Here is a 13,638-nt window from a genome sequence, read left to right as displayed (position 1 = left end):
GGTTGCCCTCAGTCTTTTGGCTGGGGGCAACGCTGTTCTTTCCAGTCGGCTACCGCCTGAATCCGTCGTTTGGTTAACTCTTCCCGAATCTCTGCTCCTTTAAATCCGGCCTCGACCACCGCCTTTGTCGGCACCGCTTTTGCCACCTCCCAGGCTTCACGCAGCAGTCGCCCCTGCGGGTAATCGCTGGCTTCAAACCCGGTGCGCCCGCGCACGTCGGCTTCGCTGGTCAGGGCGATCTGTTCCACGCGCTGCGGCTTGCGCCAGGCGTCGATGTTGTCGAACAGCTTGACGATGGTGGCCGGTTTAAGGATCGGGAACGTGTGGATGAGGTCATGAAACTCGGCGACCAGCTTCGCCAGATCGCGGATCTCGTTCGGCACCCGCATGCGCTGACAGACCTTTTCAACCAGTCTGACGCCCGCCGGTCCGTGGCCGTGATGGCGCGGCCACAGTTCAGGGGGCGTTAAGCCTTTGCCGAGGTCGTGACAGAGGGTGGCGAAGCGCACGTCCACTTCCGGGCTGAGCATCGCCGCCATGCTTAAGGTCATCAGGGTATGGATGCCGGTATCGATTTCCGGGTGCCACTTTGCCGGGGCGGGCACGCCAAACAGCGCGTCCACTTCCGGGAACAGTACCTTCAGCGCCCCGCAGTCGCGTAGCACCTGAAAGTAAACCTGTGGATTGCGGGTGGTGAGTGCATTCTCGGTCTCTTTCCACACGCGCTCCGGCGTGAGGTGCTCCAGCTCGCCCGCGTCGGTCATGGATGTCATCAGCGCCATGGTTTCGTCAGCGATGCGGAAGTTCAGATGGGCATAGCGGGCAGCAAAGCGCGCCACGCGCAGCACGCGCAGCGGATCTTCAGAAAAAGCCGGGGACACATGGCGCAGGATGCGGTTTTGCAGATCCTGTTTACCGCCGTAAACATCGACGATATGGCCTTGTTCATCTTGCGCGAGGGCGTTAATGGTCAGATCGCGGCGCTGCAAATCGTCTTCGAGGGTAACGTCAGGATCGGCATGGCAGATAAAACCGGTATAGCCGACGCCGGATTTGCGTTCGGTACGCGCCAGAGCATACTCCTGGCGGCTTTGCGGATGCAGGAACACAGGAAAATCGCGGCCTACCTGCTGGTAACCCGCGTCGAGCATTGCCTGGGGGGTGGCGCCCACCACCACCCAGTCTTTATCTTTGACCGGCAGACCTAACAACGCATCACGAACCGCACCACCGACCAGATAAATCTTCACGCCACACTCTCCCGTATCAAATATTGGCAAAATAATACGTAAGTGTGGCAGAGATGGCGACTTAGTTCATCCAACGGTCTTTACGTTTACGGCTCGGCACCAGATGCGGCAGCACCAGACCCAGCAGCAGACCCATACCCAGCACGCCGCCGCCATACATAAACCACTGCATGATGATGGTGCGTTGTTTATCATCCAGCTGCAGATTGGCCGCGCTTACCTTCTTCTGGGCGACGATCAGCTCGTTTTTCAGCTTCTGGTTCTCATCTTTGAGACCGTTGATCACCCCGTCGCTCTGCGCCACTTTCTGCTGCATTTCAGCGGTGCGCTGGTTCCAGGTGGCGTCGATATTGGTCAGCTTATCGGTCAGGGTTTTGACCTGGTTTTCCAGATCCGGCACGCGGGTGCGCAGGCTCGGGTCGGTGCTAAGCTCTTTCAGGGGGATCCAGGCGGTACGGCCGCTGCTGTCGCGGACCTGGCCATAGTTGGATTCCGCGTTGCTCTGTAACAGCACCACTTCCTCGCCGGCATTAATCGTGCCCACGAGGCGATAATTGTCACCCGGACCGCTGCGTACCCAGGTATTCAGTTCGTCAGAAACGTAGCGTTTCTCTTCAGCGTGGACTACTGTCGCGGCGCTAAAGGCAAGTAATGTCAGTCCGATCAGGCGTAATTTAAGCATCAGTCAGTCGTTATTTTCATAAAAAGTGGAACGATATTAGTGGTTACGGTCTTCAGGCGCAAAGGATTCGTCAGCATTCGGATTCCTCTGGGCTTTGACGGCCACTGTAGCAAACTTTACGCCCGTCAAATTGCCCATTGCGTGGCAATCTGGCGCAAAATACTATCTACTGACAAAAATGTGGCGAGTAAGTTCGCCGTAATTTACCCCGCAATGTTGCAATCAAAAGAACAAGGCCATGGCTCAGGAAATCGAATTAAAGTTTATCGTTGAAAGCGGCAGTGTTGATGCGCTGCGAACTCATCTGCATCAGCTGACCGGTGAGCATCATGCGCCGGTGCAACTGCAAAACATCTATTACGAAACGCAGGACCTGTGGCTGCGCCGTCATGACCGTGGCCTGCGCATCCGTGGCGTTAACGGGCGTTACGAGATGACCATGAAAATCGGTGGTCGCGTGGTAGGCGGCCTGCATCAGCGCCCGGAATACAATATTGATATCAACCAGCCTGAGCTGGAGCTGGAGCGGTTCCCGACGGAAGTGTGGCCAGAAGGCACCTTACCAGACGGGCTGGCAGAGCGCGTTAAGCCGCTATTCAGCACCGATTTCGCGCGTGAAAAGTGGCTGGTAAATGAAGGTAAAAGCCGAATCGAAATCGCCCTCGACCTGGGCGAAGTGAAAGCCGGTGAGTTTCAGGAGCCGATCTGCGAGCTGGAACTGGAGCTGCTGGAAGGCCACGCCGAAGACGTGCTGAAGCTGGCCCGTAAGCTGGTTACCCAGAGCGGCCTGCGTCAGGGCAGCCTGAGTAAAGCCGCCCGCGGCTATCATCTGGCCCAGGGCAACGAGCCGCGTCTGCTGAGACCGACCGAGATTATGCGCATCGCGCCGAAATCTTCAGTCGAGCAGGGCTTTGAAGCCTCGCTGGAGCTGGCGCTGAGCCAGTGGCAATACCACGAGGAGCTATGGGTCCGCGGCGTGAAGGGGGCGAAAGCCGAGGTGCTGGCAGCGATGGCGCTGGTGCGTCACAGCCTCACCCTGTTTGGCGGCATCGTGCCGCGTAAAGCAAGCGCCCACTTACGCGATCTGCTGACCCAGGTCGAAGCCCTGATGGCCTCTGAGGTGTCTGCCGAGACGGCGATCTACAGCCCGCAAACCGCGACAGCAAAACTGACCCTGACCGAGTTTCTGGTTACCCGCGGCTGGCGCACCTTCCTTGATGCGAAGGCACAGGGCAAAATCGACGACTCCTTTAAGCGTTTTGCGGATGTCCACTTGTCCCGCCACGCCGCTGAACTGAAAACCATCTTCGGCCATCCGCTGGGGGATCAGTATGGCGATCAGCTGATTCGTCTGGCGCGTAACATCGACAGCATTCTTCTGCTGTCAGGAGCCTATGACGGCCCGCAGGCCCGCGCATGGCTGGAGAACTGGCAAGGGTTGCTGTATGCCATTAAGACCCGTCAGCACATTGAAATTGAGCATTTCCGCAACGAAGCCATTTCGCAGGAGCCATTCTGGCTGCACAGCGGAAAACGTTAACGCAGGCAAGGAACCCCCATGATGCCGCTTTCTTCACCCTTACAGCAGCAGTGGCAGACGGTATGTGAGCGTCTGCCGGAAGCATTACCCGCCTCGTCATTAAGCGAGCAGGCCCGGCAGGTGCTGACCTTCAGCGACTTTGTGCAGGAGAGCGTCACCGCGCACCCTGACTGGCTGGCAGAGCTTGAGGCTTCGCCACCCCAGGCCGACGAGTGGCAGCACTATGCGCAGTGGCTCCAGGATGCGCTGGTGGATATCAGCGATGAAGCGGCGCTGATGCGCACGCTGCGCCAGTTCCGCCGCCGGGTGATGGTACGCATCGCCTGGGCGCAGGCGCTGATGCTGGTGAGTGAAGAGAGCACCTTGCAGCAATTAAGTCACCTTGCGGAGACGCTGATTGTCGCTGCCCGCGACTGGCTGTACGACGCCTGCTGCCGCGAGTGGGGCACCCCGTGCAGTGAAGACGGCACCCCGCAGCCGCTGATGATTTTAGGCATGGGCAAACTGGGCGGCGGCGAACTCAATTTTTCCTCGGACATCGACCTGATCTTCGCCTGGCCGGAGAAAGGGGCCACCCGCGGGGGACGCCGCGAGCTGGATAATGCCCAGTTCTTCACCCGGCTGGGACAGCGGCTGATTAAAGCGCTGGATCAACCCACCCAGGATGGTTTCGTCTATCGCGTGGATATGCGCCTGCGCCCGTTCGGTGACAGCGGCCCATTGGTTCTGAGCTTTGCTGCGCTGGAAGATTACTACCAGGAGCAGGGGCGCGACTGGGAACGCTACGCGATGGTCAAGGCGCGGATCATGGGCGATAACGACGATGTGTATGCCAACGAGCTGCGCGCCATGCTGCGGCCGTTCGTGTTCCGTCGCTATATTGATTTCAGCGTCATCCAGTCGCTACGTAACATGAAAGGGATGATTGCCCGGGAAGTGCGTCGTCGCGGCCTGAAAGACAATATCAAGCTGGGGGCAGGCGGTATTCGCGAGATCGAGTTTATCGTCCAGGTGTTCCAGCTGATTCGTGGGGGACGTGAACCCTCGCTGCAGTCCCGCTCCCTGCTGCCAACCCTGGCCGCCATCGCCCAACTGAACCTGCTGCCGGAAGGCGATGACCGGATCCTGCGCGAGGCCTATCTCTTCTTGCGGCGGCTGGAAAACCTGCTGCAGAGCATTAATGACGAACAAACCCAGACCCTGCCGGGGGATGAGCTTAATCGCGCCCGTCTCGCCTGGGGGATGCGTGTGGAAAACTGGCAGACGCTGACCGACGCGCTGGATGCCCACATGGCGGCGGTGCGCCGCATTTTTAACGATCTGATTGGCGACGATGAGAGCGAATCGCCGGACGATGAGCTGTCCGAGCACTGGCGCGAGCTGTGGCAGGATGCGTTACAGGAAGACGACACCACCCCGGTGCTGACCCACCTCAGCGATGACGATCGCCATCGGGTAGTGGCGCTGATTGCCGATTTCCGCCTTGAGCTGAACAAGCGCGCCATTGGCCCGCGCGGCCGGCAGGTGCTGGATCACCTGATGCCGCATCTGCTCAGCGACGTCTGCTCCCGCGCCGATGCCCCGGTGCCCCTGTCGCGCCTGACCCCGCTGCTGAGCGGGATCATCACCCGTACCACCTATCTTGAGTTGCTCAGTGAGTTCCCCGGCGCGCTCAAACATCTAATTTCGCTCTGCGCCGCCTCGCCGATGATTGCCAGCAAGCTGGCGCGTTATCCGTTACTGCTGGACGAGCTGCTCGATCCCAACACCCTCTACCAGCCGACGGCGACCGATGCCTACCGGGATGAGCTGCGTCAGTATCTGCTGCGCGTGCCGGAAGAGGACGAAGAGCAACAGCTCGAGGCGCTGCGCCAGTTTAAGCAGGCGCAGATGCTGCGCGTAGCGGCGGCAGACATTGCCGGAACGCTGCCGGTGATGAAAGTGAGCGATCACTTAACCTGGCTGGCAGAAGCGATCATCGATGCCGTTGTCCATCAGGCGTGGGTGCAGATGGTGGCGCGTTACGGCCAGCCGAAGCACCTGGCCGATCGCGAAGGACGCGGTTTTGCAGTGGTAGGTTACGGCAAACTAGGGGGTTGGGAGCTGGGCTACAGCTCCGATCTGGATTTGATTTTCCTTCACGACTGCCCGGTAGATGTAATGACCGACGGCGAGCGTGAAATAGATGGCCGTCAGTTCTACCTGCGCCTCGCCCAGCGCATTATGCACCTGTTCAGCACGCGCACGTCGTCCGGCATTTTGTATGAAGTGGATGCCCGCCTGCGTCCGTCCGGGGCGGCGGGCATGTTAGTCACCTCCACCGACGCTTTCGCGGACTATCAGCAGAACGAGGCGTGGACCTGGGAGCATCAGGCGCTGGTACGCGCCCGTGTGGTGTATGGCGATCCGCAGCTGAAAGCGCAGTTCGATTCCATTCGTCGCGACGTGCTCACCGCCACGCGTGAGGGCGCGACGCTGCAAACCGAAGTTCGGGAGATGCGCGAGAAGATGCGCGCCCATCTGGGGAATAAACACCGCGATCGCTTTGATATCAAGGCCGACGAGGGCGGCATCACCGACATTGAATTTATTACGCAATATCTGGTGCTGCGTGATGCGCACAGCAAGCCGAAGCTAACCCGCTGGTCGGATAACGTGCGCATTCTGGAGCTGCTGGCGCAAAACGACATTATGGACGAACACGAGGCGCTGGCATTGACCCGCGCCTACACCACGCTGCGCGATGAGTTGCACCATCTGGCCTTGCAGGAGCAGCCCGGCCATCTGCCGCTCGACTGTTTTAACGCCGAGCGAGAGCTGGTGCGTGCCTGCTGGCAGAAGTGGCTGGTGGAACCGTGCGTAACAAAACAAGTGTGATATTATCGCGCGCAAATTGTGAATCTTTCTGGAGTCAGGAATGAAAGTAACACTGCCAGAGTTTGAACGTGCTGGAGTTATGGTGGTTGGCGATGTGATGTTGGATCGCTACTGGTATGGGCCAACCAGCCGCATTTCCCCTGAAGCCCCGGTCCCGGTGGTGAAGGTGGATACCATTGAAGAGCGTCCTGGCGGCGCGGCAAACGTGGCGATGAACATTGCTTCCCTCGGCGCGCATTCGCGTCTGGTGGGGCTGACCGGCATCGACGACGCGGCGCGTGCGCTGAGCAAGACCCTGGCGGATGTGAACGTCAAATGTGACTTTGTTTCTGTTCCGACGCACCCGACCATCACCAAGCTGCGCGTGCTGTCGCGTAACCAGCAGCTGATCCGCCTCGACTTTGAAGAGGGCTTTGAAGGCGTGGATCCTGAGCCGCTGCACGAGCGCATCAACCAGGCGCTGGGCAACATCGGCGCGCTGGTGCTCTCGGATTACGCCAAAGGGGCGCTGGCCAGCGTTCAGCAGATGATTAAGCTGGCTCGCAGCGCTGGTGTGCCGGTGCTGATCGACCCGAAAGGCACTGATTTCGAACGCTATCGCGGGGCGACGCTGCTTACGCCGAACCTGTCCGAGTTCGAAGCGGTGGCCGGGAAATGCAAAACCGAAGATGAGATCGTTGAACGCGGCATGAAGATCATTGCCGACTTTGACTTCTCCGCGCTGCTGGTTACCCGCTCCGAGCAGGGGATGACCCTGCTGCAGCCGGGCAAAGCGCCGCTGCATATGCCAACCCAGGCGCAGGAAGTGTATGACGTCACCGGTGCCGGCGATACGGTCATCGGCGTGTTGGCGGCTACCCTTGCCGCGGGGAATACGCTGGAAGAGGCTTGCTACTTTGCCAATGCCGCCGCAGGTGTGGTGGTGGGTAAACTCGGTACGTCTACCGTTTCACCGATCGAGCTGGAAAACGCGGTGCGTGGCCGGGCCGAAACCGGTTTTGGCGTGATGAGTGAAGATGAGCTGAAAGTAGCGGTCGCTGCCGCGCGTAAGCGTGGCGAGAAAGTGGTGATGACCAACGGCGTATTCGACATTCTGCACGCGGGCCATGTCTCCTATCTGGCGAACGCGCGCAAGCTGGGCGATCGCCTGATTGTGGCGGTTAACAGTGATGCCTCCACCAAACGCCTGAAAGGCGAAACCCGTCCGGTGAACCCGCTTGAGCAACGAATGATCGTGCTTGGCGCGCTGGAAGCGGTGGACTGGGTGGTGTCGTTCGAGGAAGACACGCCGCAGCGCCTGATTGCCGGGATCCTGCCGGATCTGCTGGTGAAGGGCGGGGACTATAAGCCTGAGCAAATCGCCGGTAGCGAAGAGGTCTGGGCCAACGGTGGGGAAGTGATGGTGCTCAACTTTGAGGACGGGTGTTCAACCACCAACATCATCAAGAAGATCCAGAAAGACAGTCAATAGTTCGTGCGGGCGGATGCCCTCATCGAACCCCTCTCTCACAGGGAGAGGGCGCAAACAGTAAAAACGGCAACCCAGGTTGCCGTTTTGCATTCACTTCACAGGCCCGCGCAAGCGTAGCGCCGCGAAATATTATTCCACGTCGTTAACGGGTGGAATGGCCGGGGCGGGTCGCACTTCTTCAGCAGTGCCGCGGTTTTCCAGTTCGGTCAGACGCTGCTCCAGCAGGGCGATTTTCTCGCGAGTACGCAGCAGTACTTGCGTCTGCACGTCAAACTCTTCACGGCTTACCAGATCCAGACGCATCAGCTGCGACTGCAACACCTGGCGGATTTTCTTTTCAACGTCGTCACCAAATTCACGCACGCCTTTCGGCATTGATTCATGGACCTGACGGGCAAGTTGTTCAATTTTTTTTGGGTCGATCATCGTAGTTCCCTTAAAGAAAAGGTGTTAATGACCATTGTAGCGCGTAACCGCGATCCTTTAACCAGAATTGTGTGATGCTTATGCGTTGCCGAACATAATCATTAGCGTTATAGTTATTCCGCTTATTCTCAGGGCGGGGCGAAATTCCCCACCGGCGGTAAATCAACGTACGTTGAAAGCCCGCGAGCGCTTTGGGTGCAAACCTAAAGGTCAGCAGATCCGGTGTAATTCCGGGGCCGACGGTTAAAGTCCGGATGGGAGAGAGTAACGAACCAGTCGGGTAAGGCCCGCTCACGTTATTTTTTTGCCGTATACCGGCGCTCCTAAGACTGCCCTGATTCTGGTAACCATAATTTTAATGAGGTTTTTTTACCATGAATCAGACGCTCCTTTCCTCTTTTGGCACCTCTGCTGAACGTGTAGAACATGCTATTGCTGCGCTTCGTGAAGGCCGCGGCGTGATGGTGCTTGACGATGAAGATCGTGAAAACGAAGGCGATATGATTTTCGCCGCCGAAACCATGACCGTTGAGCAGATGGCGCTGACCATCCGTCACGGCAGTGGCATCGTTTGCCTGTGCATCACCGAAGATCGCCGTAAACAGCTGGAACTGCCGATGATGGTAGAAAACAACACCAGCGCCTACGGAACCGGTTTTACCGTCACCATCGAAGCCGCCAGCGGCGTGACCACCGGCGTGTCTGCCGCTGACCGCGTGACCACCGTGCGTGCCGCTATTGCAGATGGCGCAAAACCTTCCGATCTGAACCGTCCGGGCCACGTCTTCCCGCTGCGCGCGCAGCCGGGCGGCGTACTGACCCGCGGTGGCCACACTGAAGCGACCATCGATCTGGTGACGCTGGCAGGCTTCAAACCTGCGGGTGTCCTGTGTGAACTGACCAACGATGATGGCTCTATGGCGCGCGCGCCAGAGTGCATTGAATTCGCCGGTAAGCACAACATGGCTGTGGTCACTATCGAAGATCTGGTGGCATACCGTCAGGCGCATGAGCGTAAAGCCAGCTGATTGGCGCTGAAATGAAAAAAGCCGGGCAATGCCCGGCTTTTTTACGTCACGCAATCACTGATAATTAATTTTGACGATAATATCTTTGCTGAATGGCCCCATCGTAAGAGGGGTGCCAGGCTTCCGGCTTAATTCAGCCGTGTAATCGTGAGTCAGCGTCGTTTCCTGGTCATGAGGGGAATACGTGGCAAACGGCAGATACTGGTTATAAGTCACTTCGCCCTGCGTTTTATCAATGAGGCGCATGAGCAGGCCATTTCCCATATCCAGATGCGTGTCGTCATACAGGGTATCGGTGGTGTAAAAGCTGGTCGTTACATCAAATTGTTCCGTGCAACCCGCTGTCGCATCTTTGATAGTCGATATGCTGAACGGTGATGAAATGGCTTTTTCGTCTATCGCACTTTCCGTAAATCGACCAAAGTTCACAATCTGGTTATCGGGAAAGATTCGAATATTCACACCACAGTTCAGAAAATGGATATTAGAAAACCCGTCAATGTTGTAGTGTAAATTGTGAGCACCCGCTATGACATTTATCCCGCCATCACCATCAAAGGTGAGTACGGTCACGGCAGGAAGAGTATATTCAAATCGCTCTGCTGGCACCGCTTTCAGTTTGACGTAGAGACGAAAGCGTACCGTGAAGGTGACATTTTCCTGAAGGACTGTACCGTTGCACTCGGGTTGGCCGTAACTCCCATCATAATCGTCTTTTCTATCGAGGCAGGCGCCAGTATCAATTTTGAAATCAGGTGTATCGTAATCGACGCCATTATAGGTAACACCAAAGGCCAGATAAGGATTACTCACCACCAGGCTATCCGTGTTGTGAAAACTGTCCAGGATATAGGCGTACACATGTTCGCTCCAGGGATCCTGTTCAACGGATAAGTCATGGGAACGAGTGGCATTGTCGCAGTAAACCGTCACCAATAAATCACCGCTTTCCCAGATTTTTTGTCCGGCAGGGGCGTTTGCAGGAACGCTAAATGAAGGAAGCGTGGTAGTGACCATGCTTGCTCCCCCGTGTGTACTTTTGTAGCACTCCAAAGCCCAGGCGGGCGTTGAAAACAGACAAAAAATGGCGATCGCTGCGAAAAAGATCCTCTTCATCATCATCCTTTTTTCACCGGTTTGCTCTGGCATGTGGTCTGCACCGCGTTACAGCTCACTTTGAACATTTCCAGCCCGCCATAGTCGCTGATATAACCGATGTGAAATTCTGCCGGCAGATTCGCCAGTTTCTGGTTGGCCTGGCCGAAAGGTTCAACCATCAGGCTCTCCGCACCCGGCAATAAGGTTTTGCCATTGATGCCGATATACCCCACGGTAATGTAGTAAGGGCTGTTATTTTTTAAAACCAGATCGCTGGCGGTGCGGGATATGACCACTTTATCCAGTGGAACGTACTGGCCTTCTTTTAGCTCAATGGCTTTTGGTCGCCAGAACAGCTTCAGGCGACTTTGCATGGCAATTTGCATGACATTCTTCTGTTCAGCCCGGGGCGGGATCTCACGCATGTTGTAATAGAACAAGGTCTCCCGATCGGTAGGAAGCTGTAAAAGACTTTGCTGTGCCATCAGGCGTACCTGCGCCTGTTCGTCAGGCTCGAGACGCAACAAAGGGGGAAGAGGGGAAATAAACTCGCGCGTTTTCTTACCGGTTTTATCTTCTATCCATGACTGAGCCAGATAGGGATCGGTTTTACTCTGGTTCGTCAGTTTGACCGATACACTCTTTGCAGAGGCGTTGAAAATGATACGGGTCCTGTCGGGTGAAACGGTAGCGTGCGCGACACTGCCGAGACTCAACAGACAGACAATTCCCTTTGAAATGAAAGAGAGATTCATGGCGTTCTTCCTGAATTAATGCACTGTATTACAGGGTAATAAGATGGCTTTACCGCTGAGGTTACTTTGGTTCGGCGGCGTGATTTCGCAGGTTTTATCCGACCAGTTCAGGCGTAACGTACTGTTTTCCTGAATCCCACTGAGGTACACGAACCCCTCTTCGGCAACCAGCCCGACTTCTTTGCCGGAGGCTTTATCGACGATGCTGACGCCCAGCGGTGGATACTGCCCGTTATCCTGTCGAACAATGCCGACAATTTGGTATCCGGTGGTGGCGTTGAGTTTGCTGTAACCGATGGCCCCTTCCGTCAGCGTGGTACGAATGACGGAGTTTTCGATATCTACCCCATCAGGCAGGTTGTTGCTGTTCACACGAAGGGTAGAGGTGATGTAGTTATTCAGCGACGGTGCCACCGCAATACCAAATGCGTTAGTGCGGGTGCGCGAACTGTTGACTTCAACCCCTGCGACGCCATTGGCGTCGATCATCATGCGTGCGTTATCTGCCGGGCTGTAGTCATGCAGCGCCATACCGTGACGCGTGGCGGTGAGTGAACCGTTCCAGCCTGCGCTGAGGGAACGATATTGATTGGGCTGAGCGCTGCCGGACAGGTTCAGACGCCCATAAGGCGAATAATGCTGGTAGCCGCCGCGCAGGGAAGGTTCACCCTGGCGTAAGTCCTCCTCAGTGGTCGATGCCGACATATTCCAGGTATTGTTACGATCGGAGGAGTCATAGTAAGAGGCCATATGAGACGCACTGTCACCGCCTGAACGTTGGTAGCTGTACATGATGTTGCGACTCTGCTCCAGCGGGAGGGTGAACGAGAAATAGATCTGATTTTCGTCGCTGTCATCCCAGTGCACGCGGCTCAACGCCAGGGAAGCAGATAAACCTCTGAGCGTTCCGATATCGAAATTACGGCTCAGCGAGAAGGAGTAGTTGGTGTTGCTGCTGTTATCCCAGTAGGTGTTGCGCGTAACGTTGAGATAGGTGTTCAGCGCAGCAGAATCAAGATACTGGTTGAACGAGATGACATAGCTCTCTTTTTCATTTGTCATGGAGGTGTTGCCATCCCGTGAGGCGAGGTATTCGCTCATCGAGACGTACTCCTTATCCGAGAAACGATAGCCCGCAAACGTGATTTGGCTGCCGGTTTCCTCAAAGCGCTTCGCGTAGTTTGCGCGATAGCTGAGACCGCGCTGTGGGTCATTTTTTTTCTGACGCAGTGTCGCCTCGGCCCCTGTCACATCAAAGGATAACGAACCGAAGGAATGCAGATTGAAACCTAACCCGGTGGTCATGGCCTGATAGTCATCTGCCGTCAGCATGGCACCGCCATACAGTGACACGTTACTTAACCAACCCCAGGAGAGTTCGCCAGTCCAGAAAAGTGGATTATTGATATCGTTATGATCCGTTGCGGTGGGCTTACCGATGGACGTTTTATAGCGTACCTGGCCTTTTCGGGTCAGGAAGGGAATTGAGGCTGAACCGACCTGGAAGGACGTTTTGCGGCCATCTTCTTCTTCCACCACCACGTCTAACTGCCCCTGGTATGTTTCACCCAGATCTGAAATGGTAAAAGGACCCGGCGCGACGGTTGTTTGATAAAGCACCCGGCCAGACTGAGAGACGGTCACTTTCGCATTGGTTTGCGCGATGCCGGTAATCTGCGGAGCGTAACCCTGCAAATCTGGCGGTAGCATACTCTCGTCACTTTCCAGCGATGCACCGGTAAAGTGGAAGGTGTCAAAGAGATCGGAACGTAAATCATATTGCCCCATCGTGATTTTTGACGACAGGGAAGGCACAGGGCGATAGAGATAGGTTCGCGCCAGACTGCTGTCGCTACCCATCGACTCACCGTTACGGAAGTTTTGATTGTATTGATAATCTGAACGTAAACGCCATGCGCCCAGGTTGAACCCGAGCGTGCCATAGGCACTGATATTCTGGCTTGCGTCGCCCTCTTTCGGATCATACTGGCTGGCATAGAGATTGTAATTGAGCAAAACGCCAGCAATGCCGTCGTCCCAGAATTCGGGGGGCGTCCAGTTTTGAGCCTGATATTTCATCCATGCCTGAGGAACGGTCACAGAAAGCAACATCGTTCCCTTGTTTAAGGTAAATACCAGTTCTGGCCGGGTAGAGAGGTCAAGGCACTTGCCCCCCGGTAAATACGGGAGCTGAGAAATAAAGTCCGTATTCAGTCCAAAAAGGGTTAATTGTTTTGCATTTACGCACACCAACGAACCGCTTTCATTATCTGTTGCAATCCATTCCATCGTCGCGGGTTGAGGCTGGATATTCTTATTCACCTGGATGCGAACAAGATAGTGACCAGGGGTGATATACCCCTTCTTTTCAAACTGGGAAATATCAATATTGCTACGATCTTCAACATCAATCATATCAGTGTTGAATTCAACCGCTGAAACGGGCAGCACGAGCATTACTGAATAAAGCGTCGCACTCAGCGAATGTCTTATCAGGGCAGGGAGTTTATT

At 56.0% G+C, this 13,638-nt stretch carries 10 protein-coding genes and 1 riboswitch; of the genes, 4 read left to right on the top strand and 6 right to left on the bottom strand.

What is annotated here, in order from left to right; genetic code table 11:
• Positions 1–8 precede the first annotated feature (8 nt).
• Positions 9–1,250 carry a multifunctional CCA addition/repair protein gene (locus tag ABIE02_RS14845; RefSeq protein ID WP_165718351.1) on the bottom strand — a complete coding sequence of 414 codons (1,242 nt, stop codon included), beginning with the start codon at positions 1,248–1,250 and terminating at the stop codon, positions 9–11.
• Between the two features lie 61 nt (positions 1,251–1,311).
• Positions 1,312–1,932, bottom strand: a complete 621-nt coding sequence (locus ABIE02_RS14840) for a TIGR04211 family SH3 domain-containing protein (protein ID WP_032614215.1) — start codon at positions 1,930–1,932, stop codon at positions 1,312–1,314.
• Between the two features lie 238 nt (positions 1,933–2,170).
• Between ABIE02_RS14840 and ABIE02_RS14835 the strand changes: the two genes are divergently transcribed.
• From ABIE02_RS14835 to hldE, 3 genes are read left to right on the top strand one after another with little or no spacing between them, the layout of a single operon-like run.
• Positions 2,171–3,472, top strand: a complete 1,302-nt coding sequence (locus tag ABIE02_RS14835; protein WP_336994975.1) for an inorganic triphosphatase — start codon at positions 2,171–2,173, stop codon at positions 3,470–3,472.
• A gap of 18 nt (positions 3,473–3,490) precedes the next feature.
• Positions 3,491–6,349 (top strand): bifunctional [glutamate--ammonia ligase]-adenylyl-L-tyrosine phosphorylase/[glutamate--ammonia-ligase] adenylyltransferase, encoded by a 2,859-nt coding sequence (glnE, locus tag ABIE02_RS14830; RefSeq protein ID WP_151586435.1) that lies wholly within the window; start codon positions 3,491–3,493, stop codon positions 6,347–6,349.
• Positions 6,350–6,389: 40 nt separating this feature from the next.
• The gene (gene hldE, locus ABIE02_RS14825) at positions 6,390–7,820 is read left to right on the top strand and encodes a bifunctional D-glycero-beta-D-manno-heptose-7-phosphate kinase/D-glycero-beta-D-manno-heptose 1-phosphate adenylyltransferase HldE (protein WP_059307199.1); all 1,431 of its coding nucleotides are present in this window, start codon (positions 6,390–6,392) and stop codon (positions 7,818–7,820) included.
• Positions 7,821–7,949: 129 nt separating this feature from the next.
• Here hldE and ubiK read toward each other — a convergent pair whose 3' ends face one another.
• The gene (ubiK, locus tag ABIE02_RS14820; RefSeq protein ID WP_032614207.1) at positions 7,950–8,246 is read right to left on the bottom strand and encodes a ubiquinone biosynthesis accessory factor UbiK; all 297 of its coding nucleotides are present in this window, start codon (positions 8,244–8,246) and stop codon (positions 7,950–7,952) included.
• A gap of 120 nt (positions 8,247–8,366) precedes the next feature.
• Positions 8,367–8,516: riboswitch (FMN riboswitch) on the top strand.
• A gap of 104 nt (positions 8,517–8,620) precedes the next feature.
• Between ubiK and ribB the strand changes: the two genes are divergently transcribed.
• Complete coding sequence (ribB, locus tag ABIE02_RS14815; protein WP_032614205.1) at positions 8,621–9,274, top strand: 3,4-dihydroxy-2-butanone-4-phosphate synthase; 654 nt, start codon at positions 8,621–8,623, stop codon at positions 9,272–9,274.
• A 54-nt stretch (positions 9,275–9,328) separates the two neighbouring features.
• On the opposite strand, the gene ABIE02_RS14810 is transcribed toward ribB, so the two are convergent.
• The 3 genes from ABIE02_RS14810 to ABIE02_RS14800 are packed head-to-tail and all read right to left on the bottom strand — an operon-like array spanning position 9,329 to position 13,584.
• Positions 9,329–10,423 (bottom strand): pilus assembly protein, encoded by a 1,095-nt coding sequence (locus tag ABIE02_RS14810; RefSeq protein ID WP_373407756.1) that lies wholly within the window; start codon positions 10,421–10,423, stop codon positions 9,329–9,331.
• Positions 10,393–11,127 carry a fimbria/pilus periplasmic chaperone gene (locus ABIE02_RS14805; RefSeq protein WP_032614201.1) on the bottom strand — a complete coding sequence of 245 codons (735 nt, stop codon included), beginning with the start codon at positions 11,125–11,127 and terminating at the stop codon, positions 10,393–10,395. Before ABIE02_RS14805 ends, ABIE02_RS14810 begins: the two co-directional genes overlap by 31 nt.
• 15 nt (positions 11,128–11,142) lie before the next feature.
• Positions 11,143–13,584: a fimbria/pilus outer membrane usher protein gene (locus ABIE02_RS14800; protein ID WP_419720660.1), complete on the bottom strand. Its 2,442-nt coding sequence runs from the start codon at positions 13,582–13,584 to the stop codon at positions 11,143–11,145.
• Positions 13,585–13,638: the final 54 nt, after the last annotated feature.

It is taken from the genome of Leclercia sp. 1548 (assembly GCF_050435045.1).
In the GTDB taxonomy this organism is placed as follows: Bacteria; Pseudomonadota; Gammaproteobacteria; order Enterobacterales; family Enterobacteriaceae; genus Enterobacter; species Enterobacter adecarboxylatus.
Note: the sequence above shows the minus strand (reverse complement) of the source record. Positions and strands in the feature narration are given on the sequence as shown.

Bases quoted from the DNA above. Each gene is read 5' to 3' on its own strand.
- ABIE02_RS14840 (WP_032614215.1), bottom strand. From the start codon at position 1,932: ATGCTTAAATTACGCCTGATCGGACTGACATTACTTGCCTTTAGCGCC.
- ABIE02_RS14835 (WP_336994975.1), top strand. From the start codon at position 2,171: ATGGCTCAGGAAATCGAATTAAAGTTTATCGTTGAAAGCGGCAGTGTT.
- glnE (WP_151586435.1), top strand. From the start codon at position 3,491: ATGATGCCGCTTTCTTCACCCTTACAGCAGCAGTGGCAGACGGTATGT.
- hldE (WP_059307199.1), top strand. From the start codon at position 6,390: ATGAAAGTAACACTGCCAGAGTTTGAACGTGCTGGAGTTATGGTGGTT.
- ubiK (WP_032614207.1), bottom strand. From the start codon at position 8,246: ATGATCGACCCAAAAAAAATTGAACAACTTGCCCGTCAGGTCCATGAA.
- ribB (WP_032614205.1), top strand. From the start codon at position 8,621: ATGAATCAGACGCTCCTTTCCTCTTTTGGCACCTCTGCTGAACGTGTA.
- ABIE02_RS14810 (WP_373407756.1), bottom strand. From the start codon at position 10,423: ATGCCAGAGCAAACCGGTGAAAAAAGGATGATGATGAAGAGGATCTTT.
- ABIE02_RS14805 (WP_032614201.1), bottom strand. From the start codon at position 11,127: ATGAATCTCTCTTTCATTTCAAAGGGAATTGTCTGTCTGTTGAGTCTC.
- ABIE02_RS14800 (WP_419720660.1), bottom strand. From the start codon at position 13,584: ATGCTCGTGCTGCCCGTTTCAGCGGTTGAATTCAACACTGATATGATT.